This is a genomic window from Oxalicibacterium solurbis, assembly GCF_014635845.1.
GTDB classification, from domain to species: Bacteria; Pseudomonadota; Gammaproteobacteria; order Burkholderiales; family Burkholderiaceae_D; genus Oxalicibacterium; species Oxalicibacterium solurbis.
On the sequence record NZ_BMDP01000001.1, the window covers coordinates 16,793 to 39,668 of the forward strand.

Here is a 22,876-nt window from a genome sequence, read left to right on the forward strand (position 1 = left end):
GTATTGCATGCGGATACACGTGACCGACCTGGCGGATGGCGTCTTACTTCAGCTTCTGGCGCAGCTTCCATTTGCCGTCGACCTTGCAGAACACGGCTTCCGACGAGCTGTGCAAGGTCTGGTGGCGATTTTCGATGCGCGCCTGCCGGCATCCGGCTTGTCCTTTCGGATCGGGCGACGGCGTCACGCTTCCGCTGTTGCTGGCGGCCGGGTTTTCCCATTTGACCGGGACGCCGTCTTCGCCGCTGTCGAGCGCCTTCTGCAGCGTAGCCAAGGAGGTCTGCTGGTCTTCCTTGCTGAATTTCGTGATGGGTTCGTCTTTGAGCCAGTGGAAATTGGATTGCGCCCAGCTGGCGGCGGCAACGCTGCCGAGAATGAGGAAAGCGGCGATCTTTTTCACAATTTCTCCTTTGTAAGAGTCATCTGCAAAGCTGCGAACCGTGGTTTCGGCCCTCTGTTGAAAACATACCGATTTTCATCCTGGTAAAGAATTGGTCGAAGGTGCAGACTTGGTTGCCCTCGGAGACAGGTGGCTTGGTTTTTCTCCCTGTATTTCGGGATGCGATGCCGATGAAATGCCGGGCATCCGAAGCCCTATTCGCATATCAGGAATCCTGTGCCGAGGGCTTTGCCGGATGCGGACGCCAATCCCCTTCCTTGATCACCTGCGGCTCGGGCGGATCCGACTCGTAATGCGGGGACATGATCTGGACGCCGTAGGTGTTGAACACGTCCTGTATATGCCCATGCAATGCAGTGAGTGCGCCTGAACGTGTCATGTCCGCATGCGGCTTCAGGCAGGCTACAAGCTTGTATTCGACGTAAAAATCGGACAAGGCGGTTTGCCGCACGAATGGTTGAGGTTGATCGGCGAAGTACGGTGTGCGTTTGACTGCTTCGAGCAGCATGGCCTCGACCTGCCGCCACGGCGTGGTGTAGCCGATGGTCACGGTCGTATCGATAATGCATCCGCTGCCGGACGATGGACGGGAATAGTTGACGGTCGTGCTTTCCATCACGCTCTTGTTGGGCAGGATGATTTCCTGTTCCGTGCCTGTCCGCATGCGGGTCGTGAACATGCCGACATCGGTGATCACGCCTTCCGCTTCGCCGATGCGCACGTAATCGCCGGTCTTGAAGGCTTTGATGTACATCAGAATCAGGCCGCTCAGAGCTTGCCCGATGATGCTTGCGCCGCCCAATGAAATCATCAGGCCGATCAGTACCGACAGTCCCTTGAAGGCCTCGGTCCCGGCGCCCGGCAGATAGGGATAAGCCATCACCAGCGCAAACGCGACGACGATGAAATTGACGATGCGCTGCGTCGGCCGCACCGTATCCGTGCTCAGCCATGTGACTTCGATCTTCCCTGCTCCCACGCGCCGGAAGAATTCCGAGACGATGCGCATGATCATGCGCGCGATCACCGCAATGATCGCGACCAGCACCAATCCTGGAACGGCAGCCACGCCCTGTCTTGCGGAATCGGCGAGCAGTTGCACCAGGCTGTCCTCGAATCCCTCGCCCCAGGGACGCGTATAAGGAAATTGCTCCAGCACAAAAATCAGCCAGGCGATGCCAAGAATGACAACCAGCATCCAGCCAAGCAGCCGCAACAGGCGCATGATGCTCACATGGATGAATCCCCGGTCCAGCCAGTCGAGCCGCCCGCCTGCCGTCTTCTGCAGTTGTGTCTGCCCGGCCATGGCAAGCTTGTGCATCCCGTATCTGTTTGCGCGGGCCAACAGCCACAGGATCGCTGCGAAGATCAGCGTTGCGGCCACCGACCGCAGGATGGCCATGCCGATGTAGCGCATGGTCCGCTGTTCCTGCCATTCGGCCATGGCGTCATGCAATCGCTTTGCCGTTTCGCGCGCGACGATCTGCGTGGTTTCGCCGGCCTGCGGATCGATATCGATGGGCGTGACGACGAATGCCGGTTTGCCGTCGAGCGTGATGCGGGTTGCGCGGCCATCCTCGATATCTTCGATCGCGATTTGCGGCACCTTTTTCGTGGCGCGCAGGACATCTTCGATGCGCTTTGTCGAATTCGCCACGCGCTCGGTTGCGCTCAAGCCGACGATCGGGCCTTTGAGAACGATGATCTTGCGGTTGGAAATGAGAAGCGGCATGGACTGCCGCATTTCCTGCGAGGAAGCAACTGCATCAGCTGCGAGCGCGTGCGAGGTTTCCTCCATGCCGTAGGCATCGCCATGCGGCATGAACAATGCCAGGCAAAAGGTGAACGGCAAAACAAGGGACAGGAAAAACGATGAGACAAACAGCGGCAAGCGGTTTGTAATTTTTCCTCTATTCATTTCACCACCTCATGTAAACAGCTGGCGGTACGAGATCAACCTGTCACGGCATGCCGGCCGATCGACAGGCAATCGTCTGGCGTTGTCATGGATCGGTCTGAATCGTCATTTCAGTTGCCCTGCCCTTGCTGGCCGCTGCTTCCGTCAGGCTTCGCCGGCGTTACCTTGCTCCAGCCGGCATCGGGATCGAAGAGGCGCATGCGGCTTGCCACCGCCGCAGTATCGGGGCCGAGGTCTTGCTCGTAGAGCTGGGCGTCATGGCTGATGATGAAACTCTTCACGCCGGTTTCGCCATAGCGTACCGGCCACGCAACCAGTGCAAAACCACTGACCATGCGCCCCTGAATCATGTAGCCGTAGGCACCGCCCGGCGCATCCTTGCCCTGCGCCGCCAGTATCCGGTAGCGATAGCCGTGATAGCCCTCGCCCTGTGTGCGGGCATCGAACAGTGCACCCAGCGGACTTGGCTGTTCGTCCCCGCTTGCGGGCCAGTACAGTCCGTCATGCTTGCCGGGCGTGCTGCGGAATTTCTGCGCATACTGCAATACGCCGTCCGGCGTACGCGGGACGCTCGCGTATTCCTTCTGCGCATCGTAATAGGCGAGTACCGACTGCATCGCGTTCAGTTCGTTGCGGCCGATACGCCGCGTGCGCATTTCGTCGCGCCCTGCTTTCGGATCGAATTGCCAGCCGTTGCCATGCCGGACGATGGGAATCGGCAGCGTCCAGCCCTCCTCTCCCACTTGCAGCCAGGCCTTGCCGGGCTTTTCTTCCACGATCCTGTGCGATTCGGCCCATGCTGCGAGGAAGACGTTGATGTCGTCACGATCGATATCCTGCGTCGGAACAAAGCGTTTCCAGTCTTTGCCGAGCACGGTCTGGAGACGATCCATATCGTTGCTCATGATCGTCTCGGTGAAGGTGTCGGCCGCCGTTTCGGCGGATGGATAGGTTTGTTGCGCCCCGGCCGGGAACGCCATCAGCATCAACAGCACGCCGGCCGTCATCAGCAATGCGGTGAATGGCTGGAACCGGTCATGCCGCAGTGCGGCCTTTTGAATAGTCGTATCGATTCTCATGCTCGCCGCTCCTAACGATGACGTCCGAATCCGCCGGCACGCGCGCCGCCTCTGCTCATTCCGCCGCCGCGCTGCGCCATCGACGCGCGGCTGGCATTGCCGCGATCGATCTGCTGGCGCATCTGGCGGCCGTTGCCGGCGCCGTGCAAGGCGTTGTCACCGGCTCCACGCATCTGCCCTTGCGATCGCACCGAATTGCCGGTCCGGTTGCGGCCGGTATCGCGTGCCGCATTCTGTGCAAGCTCGCGGGCTTTCGGATCGTTTTGCAGCTGCGCCCGCTCTCTTGCAGGATCCATGCCGCGCTGCTGCAGCGCGCCTTGCGCCTGCCGGCGCTGGGCGTCGCGCGCCTGGTCGCGTCCGCGGAAATCCGCGCGCTGGCTGGCGCCGGGTACGCTCTTTCCGTACTTCTGCCGGCTGGCCTGATCGCGGTAAGGCACACCGCGCCGGTTGGCGCTGTTGTGCTGGAACTTGGTCTGGTTGGCGCTGATCTTGTTGTGGACGTTGATGTTGTTGTACTTGTTGACGTTGATATCGATATCGCCGTGATGCCAGTCGCAATCGCTCCACAGCGATGCGACGATACCGACGCCGATACCGAACGCAATGCCCGACGCCAGTGCCGCACCCGGATAGTAGGCAGGCGGCGGCGGGAAGTAGTACGGCGGATAGGCAGGATACGGCCACGCTCCGTAGACGACCGTCGGGTTGTAGGTCGGAACGTAGACGACTTCGGGATTGGCCGGCTCGATCTTGATCACCTGCGTGCTTTGCGACTGATCGACCACGACTTTCTGCTGCTCGCTGGATTTCAGGTTGCCGGCCTTCTGCGCCTGCGCGCGCAGGCGCTGGGCGGAATCCAGCACATCCTTCGACGAGGCAAGGAAGGCATCGCCCAGCTTTTGCACCCAGTCCGGCTTTTCACCCATCATCTGCAGCACCTGAGGAAACGCGACGATTGCCTTCACGCTCGGATCCCATTGCTGGCTGTCGACCGCCTTGACGGCATCGTCGCCTTTCATGCTCGAATGGGACTTGGACCATTTGGCGGCATCGGCCACATCGGCCGGATAGGTGGATGCCATCAACACCTGCGATAACAACGTATCGGGATACAGCGCAATCGGTGCCACCAGCTGATCGATCTGTTCCCTGGAGAACGGTTGCGATTCCTGCGCCGGCGCCATGACGGGAACGAGCGTGATCGTCAGCATCGTGATGCCCGTTATGGCAATACGCAGGATGTTCAATACGGAATTACGCATGACGCCTCCCTGTTTGAAAAGCAGGTCGCAATAACCGGCAAACCGAATCCGCCCGCATCGCCTTGCTGTCGGCAAAGCCTGCGCCGTCGACAAGCTGCAGGAAATGTCCATCGGCCCGATCGCTTGTTTTCTGCATGAACCTGTTCAGCATGAGTCGGCCTCCGTTCAAGTCCATATCCGCGATGATGCTTACTGCGATCCGAGCGGGATCAGCAACGAGACCCAGAGATTCCATCCCTCGGGACGGTTCTCTGCATCGAATTCGTAATAACCCTTGAGATTGACGTACCACTTCGCCTTGTCGACTGCGAAGAAATGGCCGATCTGCGGGCCGATTGCCGTGACACTGGATTTGTAGTCGCCCAGCCGCGCGCCGGAGCCGCTGTCGCCGCTCACCTGCTGGTAGAAATAGCCGACCAGGCCGACGTGCGTGCTTTCGGAAATGAAGCGTGAAGCGCCCCAATCCAGGTGGGCATCCACGCCGTTCTGGTAATCGGTATCGTCATTCTCGAAGTTGTAGGTAAAGCCGAGTACGGCCGAGAATTCGTTCTTCTTGTCGAAATAGGTGTATCCGCCACCACCGTCCAGGGACCAGTGATTGGTGCCGGGATTGATCAACCGCTCTTCCTTGTAGGCCCCGATCGGCGTGCCCAGCATGGTGTAGGCCATATAGTTGTGCACGCCCTTGTTCCATTTGACGATGCCCTGCGTATACAGATCGCTTCCTGCGGTGACGCTGTCGCTCTCCGAGCCTGACAGCGTTCCGCCGCGCGGCCCGGTCAACGTCGCATCGATGCCGGCATCCATCGACATGAGTGCACCGCCAACGCCGAGCGAAGCCTGCCCGCCCAGGAACGGTTTTTCGAACACATACGTCGGCAGCAGGAACAGCATGTCGACTTTCGCATCGAGGCCGGCTGTGATGCGCCCTCCGCGCTGAGTCGTCTTGTTGGCGCTCTGGTTGGCGGAGGCGTGGTAATACATCATCGGCAGCGACCAGCCGGGTGCGGATGGCAAGGCTGCAAAACTGCCGAACTGGCCTGGCAGCCAGAAACTGGTGCCGCCCTCGTCCGCCCATGCCACAGGTGCCATGGGCGCAGTCGCCATGCTGATCGCAGCCAGGGCAACCACAGCCTTGCCCATTCGATGCCGCAAGGAAAACGTCTGTACGCATTCCGCCATGACGAACGTATTCTCCATTAAGCCGTGACTGCCAGATTATTCAAAAAGCCACACTGGCCATATCGGGCGCGCGGGCAATGCCGGATGCCCTTTGGGGCAAGGGAAAAGCTCGTGCAAATTCGCCGAAATCCTTCCTGTTCTTGCCGTGCCAGATATTGCGAGATGATTGGATATGGCACATCACGTCATTCGAAGCGATAGATGCGCGACCAGTCGCGAGCCATATCGACGACCGTCCAGCCTTTCGCGTACGCTTCGTCCAGCGCCTTGTCCAGGAGGCCGATCGGCGAACCGCGGTCGTATGCCCATTCGCGCTGCCGATCGGTATGGTGGATCAGGCCCAGCAGGCGTGCGCCCTTTCCGCCGGCAGTCCATTGCAGCATCTGCAGATCGCCGTCGGAATTGCCGAATGCGGCGATGGGGCGTTGTCCGATATTGCGATAGATGCCCACCGGCTTGCCTGCGCCATCGTCGATGAAATCCAGCTTCGGCAAACGGTTCAGCACCGGTTGACCATCCTTCATGGCGAATTCGACCTTGATGGAAGACCCGATCACATGTTCCGGCGGAATGTCGTATGCATGCCTGGCCCAGGCACGCATGAATTCGATGCCGCCGCCGGAAACGATGAAATTCTTGAACCAGTTTGCCTTGAAATACGCCAGCAATTCGCGCATAGGCTGATACACCAGATCGGTATAGGGGCGATTGAAGCGTGGATGGCGTGCGAAATGGATCCAGTCATCGATCTTCCTGCCGTACTCTTCGGTGGTCATGCCGGCATTGGCGACGGCGAGCAGTTCGAGAGCAGGCTTCACGCCCTGTTTCACGATGGCGTTCACATCGCCCGTCATCAGTGCGTTGAATACCGGATCGTTTTTCCACTCCGGATGCCGAGGCGACGCCTCCTTCAACTGGGCAATCATGAAATACAGCTGAAAATAAAGCGGCTGTTCGCTCCACAGCGTGCCGTCGTTATCGAACACCGCAATGCGGTTTTCCGGTTCGACATATTCCTTGCTTTCGGTATTGGTGACGGTACCGACGAAATCCATGATCGCCTTTTTAGCCGTGCCATTGCGCCACGACGGCAGAGGATCATGGGGCGCCGCCTGTGCAAACGGCAACGTGGTGGCCAATGGTGCTGCAGCGGCAGCCAGCATGAATCGCCGCCGTCCGATCAGAAGTTTTCCCGGCTTTTCCATTTTTTTTCCTCCTTTTGCTGCACAGCCGACATTTGCCACGCCGCTTCGTTTATGGCTGCGTTCCCTTTTCCCTGCGTGCGATGCAATACCGTGCAATACGTGTCGCCGGCCCGCGCAGCAGCAAGTACGGCAGGAACGCCAGACAAATGACGATGACGATTGCCTCGCCGATATAGAACGTATGCAGCGTCTTGACCTGATACAGCACTTCCATCGCCATACCGGCAATGAGAATGCGTGCGGTTGCCTTGATGCCTTCGTGCAGATGCGTCTTTCGCTTGCCAGAAGTGCTCAGAATGGTCCATAGATACGGCGCCCGGCCGCTATGCGCATCCCGAATCCCATCGATGATCGCAACGACGGCCGCTGTCAGCGGCTGCAGGATGAAGCGAACGCCATAAGGGCCATTGGGGCGCGACATCAGGTCGTCCCAGAAACGCAGAAAAATGTCGTGCAGTTCGGGCATGAGAATCTCCTCGCCGGCGTGCGGTACTGCTTGATTCCAATTGGTGCGATCGGCGCAACCTGGTTCTGCTGCGCGCTTTTTGCTAGAAAAGAAGATGGATCAGCTTGTCGACTACGATGTCCACGGGGATCGTCATCAATGCCACCAGCATGAACGGCAACAGGGCCGCAATCGTCATCAGCATCACGCTCTTCAGATGCAGCGGCAGCAGATGAATATCATGGGAGCGGTCGACGATCTGGTACAGGTCGGCAGCCGCCGAAAAATCGGGCTGTTCCAGGACCTTGCTGTCGAGCGGCTGCATTCGGTTCAGCCACTTGCGCTCGAAATCCCGGCCGAAATGGTCGGCCAGTATGCCGTACTCTATCGTGCCGATTCGCCAGGCATGCAGCAGATGCGGTGTGAAGACCAGCAGCGGCAGATTCAGCAGCACGACCACGCCGGCCGCAAAGCCAAGCGCGAAGACATACTGCGTACCCAGGCTTGCGCCATGGAGGAGGGCATTGCCGACATGCCCTGCTCCCAGCACGCCCAGTGCGCAGGCAAGCAGCGCAAAGACATGCGACGAATAACCGAGAAAGCCGAGCCCGGCAGCACCGTCCGGATGCACGGCCACCAGCCGCAGATTCATGCGCGACATCTTCCACAAAAAACGCGTCCACACCAGCAAGCGCCACAACCAGCCGAGCATCGATGCGAGCAGCAGCGGCAGGCTGACAAGCAAGACCCACCAGCCGGCCGGCGTCATTTTCTTGAGTGCAGGATCGTAGACCCAGCCGGGCAACGCGGTGATCGAGATATGCCGATAGGCGGTCAATATCAGAACGTAGGCAGCAATAACGATGGCCGCTTCCATCCAGACTGAATTGAGAATGCGCCGGGTCGACGATGTAATGTGCGTAAACAGCGGACGATCGGCCGGCGAGACAAGGCCTGCTCGCCAGAAATTTTCTGCCAATGTGCTCAAACGCGGCAGGCAGGAAGCCTCGGCAACGGCCAGAAGTGGCAGTGCGACCAGATAGCGTGCATGGGCGTTGAAGTCGGAGAGGAATGAGTCGACCGCAGCCCAGCCATCCAGTGTGCTGAGGAGCAGGATCGGCATCCATGTCAGCAGCACCAGGGTACCCATGCGCCCCAGCGTATTGAGTCGCATCGGTGCGGCAAGGCCGATTCGGAATTGCGTGCCTAGCAGCGGTCCGCCGACAAAAATCGGGGCGTCGCCGGCCGCAGCATGAGGCCTGGAAGTACTTCTTCCGCTTGAAGTGCTGGCAGTCATCGGCTTGACCTCCATGCAGGAAGGTATGGGAAAAGCGGCGAACAAGCGTAACGACGATCGCGATACGGCCGTACCTGCCTGCCAGCGTTCGGTGCGAATCGGCAAGCCGCCTTCTCGCGTATGTGCCCGACTTCCGATGCAGCAAAAGCTGCAACCATGCACAAGAAAGCGGCCCGGCCTTATTCAGGCATTGCGCTCCGCATATCGCGCGAAACGGAACGCATTGCCTTTATCGCGATGGCGCAGCCTCGACGGACAAGGCCTCGCCTTCCTGCAGCAGCGCCTCTACCTGATCACCCTTCTTGACCTTGGCCAGTATCTGCTGATCGCGCACGCGCAAGGTACGCGATTCATGCACGCCGCGTAGCGTGACTGTGCCGGCCTTGCGATCGACATCCGTCACATCGGCAACGATGCGCGTATCGCGCGAGGCTGCAATGCCCGGCTTCGCGCCCAACGGGGCCAGCGTGGTCTGCTCCTTCACGGAGCGCTCGCGTATGCCTTTTCCGTCGACTTTTTTCAGAGAAAGAACCAGCGTTTCGCCTTGCCGCAGCACGATCTGATCGCCGACCTGGATCTGGTCGAAATTGCGGACCCGCTCGTCGACCGGTATCGTCACTTCATCGCCCTCTGCGCGCTTGACGGTGATTTCGCGACGTTCGCGATTGACGCCGGTAATCGTTGCGCGCCCGACCGATACTGCGGCGGCACCCAGTTTCCCCGATTGCTTGCCCACGACCATCGCACCCTCCACCGTTGCCGGGCGGTCTTGCGCAATCGCGGCCCCCTGCAGAAGGAGTAGGGACGCAGTCAGGGAAACGGTCAGTGTCATTCCGGCGGTTCGCATAGGCATGGCAATTCTCCTCGTTGGATAAAAATGTGCCGTCGACGGCCTTCGCCGTCTTTTCGGTATCGCCATCATGGATGCCGACAATGCCCTTGCCCATTGGCCGATGGTGTGCTCTCGCCTGCCCTTTGAGGCAATCAGAATGCCTCGCCGACATACAAATAGACGGCGTGATCGTCCCTCGTCACCGCCACATCCAGGCTGACATTGACCTTGTAATCCTTGCTGGCCTGCCAGCGCAGACCGGCGCCGATGGACGGCAGGATCTTCTCGTCGGGAAGATCGGAGAGCGAGGAACCGATGCTGCCCATGCCGGCAAATGCCACGCCGCCCCAGCGCGGGGCAAGACGCCAGCGCATTTCCATTTGCGCAGCCAGCATTGCGCGGTCGCGGTACTGGCCGGTGGTATAGCCGCGCAAATCGTTGTTCCTGCCGTACATGCACAGATCGGAAAACGGGACGTTTCCGGAAACGGTGCAGCCGGCTACCCGTGCGGCCAGAACCCTGTCTGCCGCCATCGGCCAGTAGCGATTCCACGAAGCGGAGAACTGCCGGAAGGAAACGTCGCTGCCCAGCCCCTCTGTATAAAAATTCAGGTTGGCCTTGGCCGACACGCCGCGCGTCGGATAGAAGTTGTCGTCGCGCGAATCGTATTCCAGCGCCGGCCCGATGGAGACGGTACGGCGCTGCAGATCTACCTCTGGAATCACTGCTCCCAGCGCCAACGCCTGCGACAAGTCGAATTTGCTGCGCAGGTACATGTTCTGGTAACGCAAGCCGAGAAACCAGTGCGTACCGACCTCATACAAGGCTTGCACGAATCCGCCGGTGCCAGTTTGCTCAAGCGGGATCGATGTGCCGCGCTCGCCGGCGTCGGCACCGATGCCATAGAACTTCAGATCGAGATTCGCATGCCCGAGGGCGGCCAGCAGGCGCAGGCGGCTGTTCATCAGGTTGGCCTGCTGCACGATGCCGGTGGCGCGGCTGTCGCCTGCCCGCATGACGCCGATGCCGCTCACCCAGGGCTGGCGGCTCTGGTTGGGGTTGTACAGTGCCAGACCTACCAGCGTCGCACCGGAGCCGATTGCAGGATTGGATTGCGGGATGGGAAGGAAAACGTAATTTACCTTGCCGTCTTTATGGCGGGACAATTCTTCCGCATGTTCGGTGCCGTCTGTCATGTCCCGGGTCGTATCCCATGTTTCCGATTGGCCAAGACATGCGGCGGGAAACAGCAGAAAAGCCAGCGCGACAAACACGGACGCAGCGCCGTGCAGGGTGAAGGCCGCTGTCATCGCCACGTTGCCGGGAATTCAGCAGAACCATGCAAGATTGCACCAACCCGGCGACCGATCCAGGGATGCACATATCGGCATCGGCACGAACAGGCGTACTGCAGCACCAGACAGAGATGGAAAGGACATGCGAACCTCGCGCAAGATGAACATGCACAGCATGAAGAAAAACGCGGAAACGGGCATCTGTCCGTGAGGGTAGGCACAGATGCCCGCAAGGGCATGCCCGGCATCCTGCCTCCATGTGCAAAACCTGTTGCCCCTTCGGCCAATAGGCAAAACCGAGGCGACCGTTCACTCTTGCGGTGCGATCCATCGATATCGGAAGATACGGACGGAACCGCCGCTTGCATCAAGCATCACATCACGATCCGCATCACAACGTGTATTGCAACTTCTCGGAGCATTGGCATGACAGAGTCCGACAAGTCATGGCGCATTGCAGTCGTCGAAGATGACGATGGCTTGCGTGCCGCGATTCTGCGCATGCTCGCCGCTTGCGGCTGGGAAGGAAGCGGTTTTCCAGCCGCGGAAGACTTTCTCGGCTCGGAGGCGCGGCATCAGGCCGACTGCATGGTGCTGGATCTCTATCTGCCCGGCATATCGGGTTTTGCACTGTTGGAAAAAATCCGCAAGCAAGACATACAAACGCCGGCCATTCTGATTACCGCGCAGGACGATGCAAGAATCGGCAAACGCGTGGAACAGGCCGGAGCAAGCTATTTGCAAAAACCGTTCAGCGGCGACCTGCTGGCAGCGACGATCCGCATGTGCATGCATGCACAGCGTAAATGATGCAATGCATGGGATTGGTTCGGTGCATACACAGTCAATACCGCATCATCAAACAGCGTTCTTTGCGCTCGTGTAGGAATTGACTTACACAACCACTCCGCATCACATTTTCCCTCTGAAAAATGTAAAAAAGTGTTGCAAGCGGCAAGTTTCAAATTTAGTATTTCCATTCACCAAGGTCGTCCCGGCAACATGGTTTGCGTTGCCAATGACCATTGTCGAACGGATGTTTGCCCGGACGACAATGAATATCCGGTTATCTGCAGTCAGTTGGCATGGAGAATGTCATGAACCAAGCTGCTTTACGGGAATTCAACCAACAACCGGTCATCCGCCTGGTCGATGACGATGTTTCCTTCCGACGCGCCATTCAACGGGTGCTCCAGACTTCCGGCTATCTTGTAGAAGACTACGGCTCCGTCGGCGACATGCTGCTCGCAGGCGTAGGCAATTATCACGGCTGCCTCATTCTCGACATCCACATGCCCGGTCCCAGCGGACTGGATTTGCAGGACATGCTCAAGGCGCATGCGAACTCGCTGCCCGTGATCTTCGTAACGGGCGAAGCAACCGTACGCGAATCCGTCCGCGCGATGAAGGCCGGTGCCGCGGACTTCCTGCTCAAGCCGATCGAAGCCGAAACATTGCTGGCCGCGGTAGACAAAACCCTGCAAGAAGCATCCAGCTGCAGACAGCAGAATGAACAATTCTCTTCTTTGCGGACGCGTTATGCATCCCTCAGTTCCCGTGAAAAGGAAATTGTGAATATGGTTGGCAACGGCATGCTGAACAAGCAAATCAGCGCAGCACTCAATGTGGCGGAACGTACCGTGAAAGCGCACCGTGCCAGAGCCATGGAGAAAATGGAAGTCCGTACGCTGGCGGAACTGGTCCGCTCCATGGAGCAGCTCTACCGTCACAATACCGAACGCGAGACGATCTCTCACCTGGAGGCGGTATAGCATAGCGTGCGCCCGATCCTGACGGAGGCGCGAAAACGATGCGCGGGAAGCGGATTTTGCCGGCTGCTGCTGTCATGCGCTGCGCTCTCGTACATCATGATTTCTTTCCATTGTGTTCCCGCATACGCACATGAGGTGCGCACCGGTCACGATGACCGCAAGACCATCCTGCTGCTGAACCCGTCCGATACGCTATCCGTAGACATCCATGTAACGGACCGTGCGATGTTCGATGTTTTCAAGAAGTCGCCTCAGCAGATATCCATTCTTTCCGAGAATGTGATGCCGCAGACGGAACCGGCAGGAGAGCTGGAACGCGATACGGTTGCGCTATTGGAAAAAAAATATCGCGGCATCGATATCGATCTTGTCATGGCACGTGGAGAAACGGCGGTCGCCTTCATGGAACGATATGGAAATCGCATCTGGCCCGGCGTATCCGCGATGTATTTTTCCGTATCGGACATGTCGCCCTATTTCTATCGCCACCCTGCCGGCATGAGCGGCATCTTCATCGGCCATGATTCGGCAGGCAATCTCGATCTGATCCGGCGTTTGCAGCCGCAAGTCAGGCACATTATTCAGATCGTCGATACACAAATTCCCGACGCAATACGCAGCATGCAAGCCACGATGGCCAAGGCAGTTGCAGCATCAAAGCAGGATATCCGCGTAAATACCGTACAACAGATGGAGCTATCTACTCTTTTTCAGAAAACCAACCATCTTCCCGAAAACGTTGCACTGCTGGCCATTGCGATCGACGACAAGCACAGTGGAATATTTCACGCCAATGGCAATGCCATTCATGCGCTGTCAACCGACTTCAACGCCCCCTTGTACGGCATGCAGCAAAGTTTCCTCGGAAATGGCATCGTCGGCGGGAAAATGGTCGACTTGGCCGCACATGGCAAACAGGCGGCAGAAATGGCCATGACGCTTTTGATGCATCCTGAAGCCAAACCGCAATTCGCAACAACTATCGAATCATATTGCGCCATCGACGACAGGCAGTTTCATCGATGGAACATGAATGCCGATGCACTGAACAACCGTTGCAACCGGCTGTTTCATGCACCGTCGTTCTGGGAGCTACATGGCCGGCAAATCGTCATTGCCGTCATATTGGCAGCTCTGGTCCTGTTGCTTCTGCTTGCTTTCGAACTGCAACGCAGGAAACGCATTCGCGCCGACGAAGAAGCGACACGCCACAAGGTTGCATTGGTACACGCTGCCAGATTGAGCAGCGTCGGCGAACTGACCGCATCCATCGTGCATGAAATCAATCAACCCTTGGGTGCGATCCTGGCCAACGTCAGTGCCGCCAGCATGATGCTGTCGCAGCATACTTTCACCGAAACGGAATTGAAGGCGATTCTCACAGACATCCGCGAAGACAATCTGCGCGCCAGCGAAACCATCAAAAAGCTGCGGGCACTGCTTAGCAAGCATTCATTGGAAGTAAAACCGATTTCATTGAATGAGATAGTCGAAACCAGCCGCAGCCTGCTCGGCAACCTTGCGATCCGCCACCACGCCACATTGCAGATTCATCTGCAGGACGGCTTGCCCTCCGTCCTCGGAGACTGCACGCACTTGCAGCAGGTCATGATCAATCTCGTATCCAACGGCATGGAATCCATGGACGAATTGCCGCCTGAACAACGTGTCCTGCGCATTCGAACGGAAGTCAACGAGGCCGGGCATGTCGTATTGACGGTTGCCGATTTCGGAGCGGGGATTGCCACCGATGCCCTTGACAAGATTTTCGATTCCTTCTTCACGACAAAGGAAGAAGGCATGGGAATGGGGCTGGCTATCGTCAAAACGATCGTCGAGATGCATCACGGCACGATAACCGCCTCGAACAGCCCTTATGGTGGCGCTGTTTTCAGGGTGGTGATTCCGGCGATTTTGTCGTAACGGAAATTATTTGATGCAGTCCCCTGCATGCGTATATGCACCATCTTAATTTTCTTCACCCACGAAAAACTATTGTTCATCGATATCGATAACTGGTGAATTTTTACCTGGTATTGTTTGAGGATCACTCGTCACCCTGAAGGTCGTCCCTGGAAGAAAAATGACTTCCGCGACACGTGGCGCAACAGTTGTATCTCTGACGTCATTTCTCTCGTTGACGGAAACTGAATCTGCAATTTTTCCATGCTGAGATTGAATGCGCAAAATTACTCCGGTGCGAAAAGCCGTATACCACTTGCTCTGATCCACCCCGCCAACAGTGGAAATGCCACGCGCCAACTTGACGTATCCATTAGCATGCGTGTCCAGGCTTGAGGTGCTCATGAATTTATTAAGCGTGAAAGTCGTATTGCGATCGTATCCGGAAATATTGCCAATCAAGGAAGTAATTGCCTCGCCGCGCCATGCAATGCCATTGTATTCAGGCAATTGATGCATGGCCTCCAATGTAAACTCGTTGTGACGAACCGCCTCTTTGTAAAGTTCATCAGCAGTAATCGTTGAATGCAGACCGAGAACCTTGACCATATGGCGCTCTGCAAATGAAAGTGCTTTCCACGCATTTGTTTCTTCAAGGGTCAATCCCGGAACTGGCAATTGCATCTTGGCGATGAGTGTAGGGTGTTTTTGAGCTGTACTCATCATTGCTTTTATTTTTATCAGTGCCTCGAACTTGCTATCGTTGGCAACAATATTTTGGATGGCATAGGCTGTTGTGGTGTAGGCCGTGACGTTGCGAAGAAGTTTCGGTTTTTCAGATGAATTGTATGTGCCGATATCCATGCCAAGCTGATTCTCGAGCAAGGTGTTATGTTGCGTTTGCCGATTCAAACTGCCGATAATCGGTGAATAAAGCGCTAACCGATTGTTGTCCATATCGGTGTGATACTCGACCTCGTCCGGGAACAAATGCAGGTATCCGGCTTCCAGGCAAACGTGAGTGCGCAAATCCGCTTCCGTAAGCGGGCGAATGCTGCGATACGATTTCGGCCCTGGTATGTATTCGCAACCATAGGTTTTCGCAACGGCCATGATTTCATGGAAGCTGTGATCTTTCGACGTCAACATCCATCCGAGCAGTGCCAGCCGGAAATCGTACCGATCCGTCGGATTGCCGAGGAAATTCAAAGCTTGATACATCCGGTCGGTTGTGCCTGACGGTCCTGTCATCACAGGCATCTTCAATACGTTAAGCGCTTCGTTTGTCCAATCGTTATTCAGATTTGGCTTGTAGCGGGCGCTCCCCTCTTCCCACGGAAGCTTGGCATTGCTCTGGAACGCGCCCATATTGTCGAATCTGGGTGCGTGCTCTTCCATCAGGAAGTCTTTTTCACGCTGACTCAATCGGGCATCGAGTGCCCCGGAAAGAAGATCATCATTGCTTCGGTGCGTAGATGAATAAACCTTTTCCAGTTGTTTCTGAAGACGTTCTACCAGCACACGTTTCTTGAGCTTGTCATTTGCCCTGACCTTGTTTACCGTAGCCAGTAGCCGATCGTCTGCCGGGTCATGAAAATTTCCCGACCAGGCTGTCGCCAGAACACGCAGTTCATGCAATGCCCTGATTTTTTCCTTTTTCCCAACCGCTTCCTGAATTTCGCCCATTTTCTCCAGAACGGCCTGATATGCCTCATTTCCGCCGGCCTCGCCAAGGAATTCGTTCTGTTCGCCGATGAGTGCCCCGCGATCGAGCGCAAACAAATCATGCGCCAAACCATCGAAAGCATTATCCGGAACATGCGCAAGATCGTCATCGCCTCCCTCTTCCGTCACTCGTAACGATGGCGGCAACAAGAGGGTAGATGTTTGTACTGCCTGTAATATCTCCCCCATTTTGGTGTTCGCCTGACCGTGGATGCTGCGAAAATCGGACAGAATTCCTGTTTCTTTCGTATTGTCTTTCAACCATTGCCAGGTGTATTTCCTGATATCCGCCAGATTCTTCAGCACGACGGCCTGGGTAGAACCATTTCCTCTATTGGTCTGCAAATCATGCAATGCCGTCTTGATCTTCAGATAGGTACTCGTACCAAATGTATTGCCGAGAAAAGCATTGTGTTCACCTACAAGATCCCCTTCCACCATCGTCAACTGATTCAATCCTTCGATCGACAATGCGTTCAATTTCGCGTTGTCTCTCATATCAAGCGCTTCTTCTCTTGGCTGTTTGCTGCTGGAAATTGACTGGCCCTGATATAGCGCATCGTCCTTGTCGCGGGTCTTGAAATCCCCGGGAGCGACATACAGATCCTTCATCTTTCCGGAAAAAGGAACCAGGTCGTAATAGGAGCCTGTAATTTGCTCCTTGCGTGTTCCGATTGCCGTTCCATCATTCGCATCGAGGCCGCGGCCCTGTAAATCCAGCTTGGCGCCATCCCAGTTATCTGCCCATTCGCCGACACCGTTAATGCGATCCGACAGCATCTTCTTGAACGGACCGAGTGATGCGTTATAGAAGCCTGTCATCTTTTCCCGCAGGTTGCCATTGTCGATGGCATCCAATACACGATTGGCGTCTTTCCCCACATTACCGGGATAACGCGGATCGTCTCCACCGAATACCCGACCGGCATTGCCGGAAGGTGCGTCGACGTTCATTGCCTGCTTCATCTTGGCGATTGCCTGCGTCGCTGCGTGCTCCGCATGCGGCTCCGTGAAGCAGTATTTTCCGAGGCGGTCTTCATAGGCTTCCGCCAAGGGCATATAGGCATACTGGCGCACCCTGCTTTTCGCCTGCACGGTGGGCAGCGATTGCTGTCGTCGCAATAACTGGACAGCCGTCGTCGACTTCCCTGCCAAAAGCGCTTTCTCGCCCATGACATCCGCCTCGTGCTCAAGGCCACTGTCGTCATTGATATCGATGCCGCGCATTTGCCGCATGGAAGGAACGCGGCCCTGCTTCTGTTGAACGACGTGCCAGGCTTCATGCGGCAAATGCCTCTCCTGACCCGGCCCAAGGTAAATATCGCTTCCTTGCGCATAAGCATATGCCTGCAGTTGTGCCGGCGCGCTGGAGTTGTAATGAACCTTGACATCGTCCATTGACATGCCCGACATGGATTCGATACCGCTCCTGAGCTGGCGAGGCAGGCCGTTATCGGATGACGGTAGAGAAACTGCCTGAAAATGAGGAAATTCCCGAGCACTTCCCGCGGAAATTTCATTTAATCTTCGCTGGGCAATCGCTTGTACGCGATTGTCGACGAACATCGCCTGCGCAGCAGAAGAACCAATTTTTTCGTCTTCCTCGATTGACTTGTTTTGTTTGACCGGCTCATTCGCAATAGATTGTTTCATCACGCCTCTCCTTCATTGCGATACATGAAAATCGTAAAGTCATCTTCCAGATAACCATCGATCAGTTCCACGCGGGGCGCCAGCATTCGGCAAAAGGAAAGAACTTTTTTTCTGTCATGGCCGATCAGCAATGGATGTTCGGGGAAACGCTCGGTATCCAGCATGTTGAACGCCAATGCGTAACGTGCATTCGCATACAAGCGCGCAATCAGCTCGTAATGAAAATACGGGTTCATGCAGCGGTACCCCATCGCACCGCAGGCAAATACGACATCCACCTTCGGCAATTCGGCAGTGGCGAAATCGCTCTGATAGAACGCCGTCGCCGGATGATGGCGATAGCGTCGATGCGCCTCTTCGATGAATTCCGGCATCTGGTCGATGCCGATGTATTCGAATTGGCTGACGTACCGATCCAGATACGCCTTCAGATCGCCATACCCACAGCCCGCATCGAGAATGGAACTGCCTTCCAGCGCTCCGACCTGGGCCAGCACTGCATAGCGCGCCTGCTGGCTGTGCTCGCCGCGCCAGCCCAGCACCTTCACATCGCCCGGCATGTGTTCCGCGATGCGATGCCGGTGGTAATGCATGACGGTGGCTTTTTCGATCAGGTTCATCGCATGTTTCCCTCAGGGCTTGCTCGCGTTCATCTTGCGGTTCATGTAGCGCCACGCGACGAAGCCGAGCATCAGCGCGAACAGGCCGATGAACGGCCAGTTGCCTCGCGAGATTTGCTCCAGATACGGATCGCAGGAGAGCAGCGGCATGCCAAGCGCGAACGGGGGGACGACGGCGGCCAGCAGGTACAGCAGGTAGCGGCGCTCGATTGCCGCGCGACAACGGCAATTCCATAGATACAATCCACCGATCAGCAAGGCGATGCCGAAGGACACATTCCATGCGGTACGGAACAGCCATCGATTCGGACAGACGATGCGACAGACCAGCAGATCGGGATCGCCCCCCGGTTTCAGGTAATGCTGCAGCAAGGTTTGATCGACGCTGTTCGTCGGCGCAGCCGCATCGGCCGCCGCCGTCGCATTCCGGTAGGACAATGGCCACAGGCCGATGCCGCCGAAGTTGTCCTTCAAATAGATCACGTCGTCCTCTAACTGCTGCCAGCTACGGCCGTCGAATTCGATGACGGGCACGATCTGGCGCAGTAGTTTTTCGCGGGCTGCACCATGCAGCGCGTTCTCGATATCGAGCCGCAGCTGCTTTTTCGATTCGGAAGTCGGCTCTTCCAGAAAGACAAGAAAATGCGGTCTCGAACGTATCTGCGCGGTGCTCCATGACCACCCTTCCGGTTCGGTGCCGGCGATCCTGTCGATCAGGCTGACCAGGTGTTCCGGCGTATAAATGCCTTTGCCTGCAAGCATCGCCGAGCGCGGCAGCAGCAGATTGATGCCATGTGATTGCTGCTTGCTGCCCAGTTTCGACAACAGGCGATCGATGAACTGTTCGAACAGCGTGACGGATTGCGTATCGGTCGGATAGTTGTCGAAGTACAGTGTGACGCCGTCGCCCTGCACGGGAGCGGTGGCGCCGAGCGACAGATAGGGAATGATGCGCGAGACGGGATCGGTCAGACGCGTGTTGAGAAAGCTGGCGACGTTGTCGGCCAGGGCATCGAATCCCCGTCGACGTTCCGCTTCGCCGAGGCTGGCCCAGACGTTCCAGTCGTGCTTGTAGAGAACCCAGTCGACCCGCGTGCGATGTTTGTGCGCCGCAGCGACGAACTGCGTATCGAGCATGCCGTCCGCACGTTCGCCGTCCGGGCGCTCGTTCAGATGAACCAGATTGCCGCGTTCATCGAACGACAGGCCGACATAGCCGGCGCGCGACAGCAGGCTGAAATCGAGCTGCTGCTTGCCGCCGGCCAGCCAGAACGGATAAAAACCGTAGACAGTGCCGGCCAGTTCGTCGAGCACGCAGCCGCAATTGCCGCCATTCCAGTCGACAGGCACGGCCGGGTCGAACAGCGGCGTCTTGCGTGCCTGCGATTCGATTGACGGCTGATACATCGCATCGACCTTGTCGACCGCGGCCGCCGCTTCTTTCAGTTGTGCGTCCGAACATGGCGTCGTCAACGTGCGGTACTTGTCCAGCGTCGCGTACAGGTCCGACGGCAGAGTGTCCTTGAGCCCGGCAAAGGTCTCCGCCGGCAGCGCATGATCCGGCAACTGCGTCCGCTGGTAATCGGAACGGTTCAGCGGACAGACACCGATGCCGTCGCCAAGCGTCGCGCGTACTGCCTTGTCAAACAGATCCTGGCGCGGGTAATCGATGCCTTGCAGATTCTGCAGCATCGTGATGACCGGGGCCGGCAGCGTCGTCATGCGCGGATCGGCCTGTACCTGTTGCAGCACATCGCCTGTGATTGCATAGCTGAACTGGCCGGGTGCATCCGGATCTTCGATGCGAGCATATTGTTCGACGACGGGCAGCAGCCATTGATCCTGCCCGGGAGCGCTCTCCTTCAACGCATCGCGCACCGCGTTCGACAGCAATTGCCGGTTGACGTAGGTTTCTTCCTGCAGCACCGCGAGTTCGGCGACAGCCTTTCCTTTCGCCGCCAGCGTCTTCAGGTCGGCTTCGTCCAGCCGGTAGGTGTGGATGACCCAGTTGCGCCAGCTTTCCGTCAGGTTTGCACGGCCTGTCGGCGCACCGTCGGTGCGATACATGTTCAGCAGCGCGATCACCTGCTGTGCCGAACCGGACAGGCGCATCCGATACAGCTCGCTGCGCAACGGCTGCGGCTTGCGGTCGATCCAGCGCGCGAGGTCGTCGCTCAGCAGCGTCGATTTCCAGTCGGGATAGACCTTGGCAATCGCGGCGAAGTGCACTAGCGCTTCGATGGTGTCGTCGGACAGTTGCCCGCGCGGCGCCTCGATGCGGAAATCCTTCAGAAAGCGGTTGAGCCACGACAACGTGATCGGCCCGACGATGGAATCCGATAGCGGATTGCCGTTCCAGTCGTATTCCTTCATGAACTCCGGCTGGCCCTTGTAGATTTCGAACAGCGCCTGCTGGATACGGCGCTGGTTGGCGGCGCTCAGGCGGTTGAAGTCTTCCACCGTCAGCGGCTGCGAGGTGCGTGCCGGCAAGCGGCTGTGTGCGGTGCGCGTAGCAGCCTGTGCTGCCGGTTGCGTAGCTGCTGGCTGTGCAGACGCAGGTGACGATATCGATGCTGATGTCGATGCCGGTTCTTGCGGTGACGTTGCCTGCGATGCCGCCTTCGTTTCCGGGGTTTTAATCTCGGGCTTGTCCGTTGCGACGGCAGCAGCGGTTCCGGCATCTGCCTTTGCTTCCGATGGCACTTGTACTTTTTCCGGTTCAGCCGGTTCGCTGGCAGCGGCAGGCGTATCGTCCTTTACTTTTTCAGCAGACGCCTTCGTCGTTGCCGGCACGGAAGGTGCCTGTTTTCCGGCGACCGGTTCGCCATTCGCATGCAGCGCAACCAGCAGCATCATGCCAGCCAGCGCTATTGAACATCCCCGTCGTCTTGCGACCTGCATTACAGCATCCTCCCCTCTTTGACGAGTTCCCGGCCGATGCCCTGTATCAGGTCGGCCTGGGTGATCGTGTCGCGTTTTTCCCGGATGGCGCGGATCGCGGCATAGCGCGCGACGTTGGTCAGCGCGCCGCCGGACAGTTCGTGTTCATCGGCCAGCCGTGCCAGATCGACGTCGGCCGCCAGCCGGCGACTGTCCGGAAACAGGCCCTGCCATAGCCGCAGCCGCTGCACCGCGTCCGGCATCGGGAAATAGATCGATGCCTGGAAACGCCGCGCGAAGGCGTCGTCGATGTTCGCCTTCAGGTTGGTCGCCAGAATCACCAGCCCTGGAAAATCCTCGACGCGTTGCAGCAGATAGGAAATCTCCTGGTTCGCATGGCGATCGTTGGAATTGCCGGCCTGCGTGCGCTTGCCGAACAACGCATCGGCTTCGTCGAAGAACAGGATCCAGTTCTTGTTCTGGGCCTGATCGAATACGCTGGCCATGTTCTTTTCCGTCTCGCCGATGTATTTGGAAACGATCATCGACAGATCGATGCGATAGACATCGACACCGGCTGCCGCGCCGATCAACGTCGCCGTCAGCGTCTTGCCGGTGCCGGGCGGACCATGGAACAGGCAGCGATAGCCGGGCTTTACGCTGCGCTCCAATCCCCAGTCCTGCATCAGCGCACCGGTGTGCTTCAGCCAGACGCCGATGTTGTCGATCTCGTCCATCACTTCCGGATGCAGCACCAGATCGCTCCAATTCAACTTGCTGACAATGCGCTTGGCCGGAAAATCGCTGCTGAAATCCGGCTTGTGGAAATGCCCGGTCGTGAAACGGTTCAGATATTCGCTCGTGACGGTCAGCGCGGCACTGAAGAACGGTTCGTCAGGCTGGCGGTTGCTGATCCTGCAAATGCCGGCCTTGATCAGCGGATGATCGTCCTCGAACAGGCGCATGACGGCGAAGCGGTGCGCCAGATCGTTGCCGGCCAGCAGAAAGGCCGCCGTCTCGCAAGTCGGCAGATGGCCGCCGTGCGTTTTGCCGGTCCAGCCGCCGAACTCGGTGAAGTTGCGACCGATGCCGCTATTTTTCGTGAACAGCGGATCGAGTACCTGCGGACGGATGTGCGGCATCATCGCCAGCATCAGCACGAGGCGCGCATTGAAATCGGTTTCCAGTTCGTGCTCGCGCAACACGCGCGCGTATTCCGAATCGACAGAATCGCCCTGCTGCAGATCGGGCGCCGGGATGTCGCGGATATCGATCAGTTCGACATCCTTCGCCTCGAAATGCAGGTTGAAGCGCGCATCCATCACACGGGAAAACCAGGCGATTTCCCGTTCCAGTACGCGCGCGTTGTTGTCGGCCATATGCATGTTGTGTTTGTTCTCCATTGCTCG

The 22,876-nt window shown here is 57.6% G+C and carries 18 protein-coding genes; 3 read left to right on the plus strand and 15 right to left on the minus strand.

The window, feature by feature from the left end; all coding sequences use genetic code 11:
• Positions 1-43: 43 nt before the first annotated feature.
• The 11 genes from IEV40_RS00075 to IEV40_RS00125 all read right to left on the minus strand — a co-directional run bounded on the left by IEV40_RS00075 (position 44) and on the right by IEV40_RS00125 (position 10,816).
• Entirely contained in the window at positions 44-400 is a 357-nt protein-coding gene (locus IEV40_RS00075; protein WP_188418871.1) for a hypothetical protein, read from the minus strand.
• Positions 401-605: 205 nt separating this feature from the next.
• Positions 606-2,222: a mechanosensitive ion channel family protein gene (locus IEV40_RS00080; RefSeq protein ID WP_188418873.1), complete on the minus strand. Its 1,617-nt coding sequence runs from the start codon at positions 2,220-2,222 to the stop codon at positions 606-608.
• A gap of 206 nt (positions 2,223-2,428) precedes the next feature.
• The gene (locus IEV40_RS00085) at positions 2,429-3,397 is read right to left on the minus strand and encodes a DUF2950 domain-containing protein (protein WP_229723885.1); all 969 of its coding nucleotides are present in this window, start codon (positions 3,395-3,397) and stop codon (positions 2,429-2,431) included.
• An 11-nt stretch (positions 3,398-3,408) separates the two neighbouring features.
• Entirely contained in the window at positions 3,409-4,659 is a 1,251-nt protein-coding gene (locus IEV40_RS00090; protein ID WP_188418875.1) for a DUF3300 domain-containing protein, read from the minus strand.
• Positions 4,652-4,810: a hypothetical protein gene (locus IEV40_RS00095; RefSeq protein ID WP_188418877.1), complete on the minus strand. Its 159-nt coding sequence runs from the start codon at positions 4,808-4,810 to the stop codon at positions 4,652-4,654. Before IEV40_RS00095 ends, IEV40_RS00090 begins: the two co-directional genes overlap by 8 nt.
• Before the next feature lie 38 nt (positions 4,811-4,848).
• On the minus strand, positions 4,849-5,859 hold the full coding sequence (locus tag IEV40_RS00100) for a SphA family protein (RefSeq protein WP_229723886.1): 1,011 nt from the start codon (positions 5,857-5,859) through the stop codon (positions 4,849-4,851).
• 167 nt (positions 5,860-6,026) lie between these two features.
• Positions 6,027-7,046 carry an HAD family hydrolase gene (locus tag IEV40_RS00105; RefSeq protein ID WP_188418879.1) on the minus strand — a complete coding sequence of 340 codons (1,020 nt, stop codon included), beginning with the start codon at positions 7,044-7,046 and terminating at the stop codon, positions 6,027-6,029.
• A gap of 49 nt (positions 7,047-7,095) precedes the next feature.
• Positions 7,096-7,512, minus strand: coding sequence for a hypothetical protein (locus IEV40_RS00110; RefSeq protein WP_188418882.1), 417 nt, complete (start codon positions 7,510-7,512; stop codon positions 7,096-7,098).
• A gap of 82 nt (positions 7,513-7,594) precedes the next feature.
• The gene (locus IEV40_RS00115) at positions 7,595-8,665 is read right to left on the minus strand and encodes a hypothetical protein (RefSeq protein WP_188418884.1); all 1,071 of its coding nucleotides are present in this window, start codon (positions 8,663-8,665) and stop codon (positions 7,595-7,597) included.
• Positions 8,666-9,017: 352 nt separating this feature from the next.
• Positions 9,018-9,641: a hypothetical protein gene (locus tag IEV40_RS00120; protein ID WP_188418886.1), complete on the minus strand. Its 624-nt coding sequence runs from the start codon at positions 9,639-9,641 to the stop codon at positions 9,018-9,020.
• A gap of 131 nt (positions 9,642-9,772) precedes the next feature.
• Positions 9,773-10,816 carry a BamA/TamA family outer membrane protein gene (locus IEV40_RS00125; RefSeq protein ID WP_229723887.1) on the minus strand — a complete coding sequence of 348 codons (1,044 nt, stop codon included), beginning with the start codon at positions 10,814-10,816 and terminating at the stop codon, positions 9,773-9,775.
• 336 nt (positions 10,817-11,152) lie between these two features.
• Between IEV40_RS00125 and IEV40_RS00130 the strand changes: the two genes are divergently transcribed.
• From IEV40_RS00130 to IEV40_RS00140, 3 genes are all read left to right on the plus strand, one after another.
• Positions 11,153-11,725 carry a response regulator transcription factor gene (locus tag IEV40_RS00130; RefSeq protein ID WP_188418890.1) on the plus strand — a complete coding sequence of 191 codons (573 nt, stop codon included), beginning with the start codon at positions 11,153-11,155 and terminating at the stop codon, positions 11,723-11,725.
• Between the two features lie 287 nt (positions 11,726-12,012).
• Positions 12,013-12,687 carry a response regulator transcription factor gene (locus IEV40_RS00135; RefSeq protein ID WP_188418892.1) on the plus strand — a complete coding sequence of 225 codons (675 nt, stop codon included), beginning with the start codon at positions 12,013-12,015 and terminating at the stop codon, positions 12,685-12,687.
• A 498-nt stretch (positions 12,688-13,185) separates the two neighbouring features.
• Positions 13,186-14,610: an ATP-binding protein gene (locus IEV40_RS00140; protein WP_188418895.1), complete on the plus strand. Its 1,425-nt coding sequence runs from the start codon at positions 13,186-13,188 to the stop codon at positions 14,608-14,610.
• 69 nt (positions 14,611-14,679) lie between these two features.
• On the opposite strand, the gene IEV40_RS00145 is transcribed toward IEV40_RS00140, so the two are convergent.
• The 4 genes from IEV40_RS00145 to IEV40_RS00160 are packed head-to-tail and all read right to left on the minus strand — an operon-like array spanning position 14,680 to position 22,852.
• Positions 14,680-17,967, minus strand: a complete 3,288-nt coding sequence (locus IEV40_RS00145; RefSeq protein WP_188418897.1) for an eCIS core domain-containing protein — start codon at positions 17,965-17,967, stop codon at positions 14,680-14,682.
• On the minus strand, positions 17,967-18,587 hold the full coding sequence (locus tag IEV40_RS00150; protein WP_188418899.1) for a class I SAM-dependent methyltransferase: 621 nt from the start codon (positions 18,585-18,587) through the stop codon (positions 17,967-17,969). The genes IEV40_RS00145 and IEV40_RS00150 overlap by 1 nt, the downstream gene beginning before the upstream one ends.
• A gap of 12 nt (positions 18,588-18,599) precedes the next feature.
• Positions 18,600-21,443 (minus strand): hypothetical protein, encoded by a 2,844-nt coding sequence (locus IEV40_RS00155; RefSeq protein WP_188418901.1) that lies wholly within the window; start codon positions 21,441-21,443, stop codon positions 18,600-18,602.
• A gap of 44 nt (positions 21,444-21,487) precedes the next feature.
• A complete protein-coding gene (locus IEV40_RS00160) occupies positions 21,488-22,852 on the minus strand; it encodes an ATP-binding protein (RefSeq protein WP_188418903.1) in 1,365 nt (454 codons plus the stop codon).
• Positions 22,853-22,876 lie beyond the last annotated feature (24 nt).

Bases quoted from the DNA above. Each gene is read 5' to 3' on its own strand.
- IEV40_RS00145 (WP_188418897.1), bottom strand. From the start codon at position 17,967: ATGAAACAATCTATTGCGAATGAGCCGGTCAAACAAAACAAGTCAATC.
- IEV40_RS00150 (WP_188418899.1), bottom strand. From the start codon at position 18,587: ATGAACCTGATCGAAAAAGCCACCGTCATGCATTACCACCGGCATCGC.
- IEV40_RS00120 (WP_188418886.1), bottom strand. From the start codon at position 9,641: ATGCCTATGCGAACCGCCGGAATGACACTGACCGTTTCCCTGACTGCG.
- IEV40_RS00110 (WP_188418882.1), bottom strand. From the start codon at position 7,512: ATGCCCGAACTGCACGACATTTTTCTGCGTTTCTGGGACGACCTGATG.
- IEV40_RS00155 (WP_188418901.1), bottom strand. From the start codon at position 21,443: ATGATGCTGCTGGTTGCGCTGCATGCGAATGGCGAACCGGTCGCCGGA.
- IEV40_RS00135 (WP_188418892.1), top strand. From the start codon at position 12,013: ATGAACCAAGCTGCTTTACGGGAATTCAACCAACAACCGGTCATCCGC.
- IEV40_RS00095 (WP_188418877.1), bottom strand. From the start codon at position 4,810: ATGCTGAACAGGTTCATGCAGAAAACAAGCGATCGGGCCGATGGACAT.
- IEV40_RS00115 (WP_188418884.1), bottom strand. From the start codon at position 8,665: ATGCGACTCAATACGCTGGGGCGCATGGGTACCCTGGTGCTGCTGACA.
- IEV40_RS00125 (WP_229723887.1), bottom strand. From the start codon at position 10,816: ATGACAGACGGCACCGAACATGCGGAAGAATTGTCCCGCCATAAAGAC.
- IEV40_RS00090 (WP_188418875.1), bottom strand. From the start codon at position 4,659: ATGCGTAATTCCGTATTGAACATCCTGCGTATTGCCATAACGGGCATC.
- IEV40_RS00130 (WP_188418890.1), top strand. From the start codon at position 11,153: ATGCCCGGCATCCTGCCTCCATGTGCAAAACCTGTTGCCCCTTCGGCC.
- IEV40_RS00105 (WP_188418879.1), bottom strand. From the start codon at position 7,046: ATGGAAAAGCCGGGAAAACTTCTGATCGGACGGCGGCGATTCATGCTG.
- IEV40_RS00160 (WP_188418903.1), bottom strand. From the start codon at position 22,852: ATGCATATGGCCGACAACAACGCGCGCGTACTGGAACGGGAAATCGCC.
- IEV40_RS00085 (WP_229723885.1), bottom strand. From the start codon at position 3,397: ATGAGAATCGATACGACTATTCAAAAGGCCGCACTGCGGCATGACCGG.
- IEV40_RS00100 (WP_229723886.1), bottom strand. From the start codon at position 5,859: ATGGAGAATACGTTCGTCATGGCGGAATGCGTACAGACGTTTTCCTTG.
- IEV40_RS00140 (WP_188418895.1), top strand. From the start codon at position 13,186: ATGAGCGGCATCTTCATCGGCCATGATTCGGCAGGCAATCTCGATCTG.
- IEV40_RS00080 (WP_188418873.1), bottom strand. From the start codon at position 2,222: ATGCCGCATGGCGATGCCTACGGCATGGAGGAAACCTCGCACGCGCTC.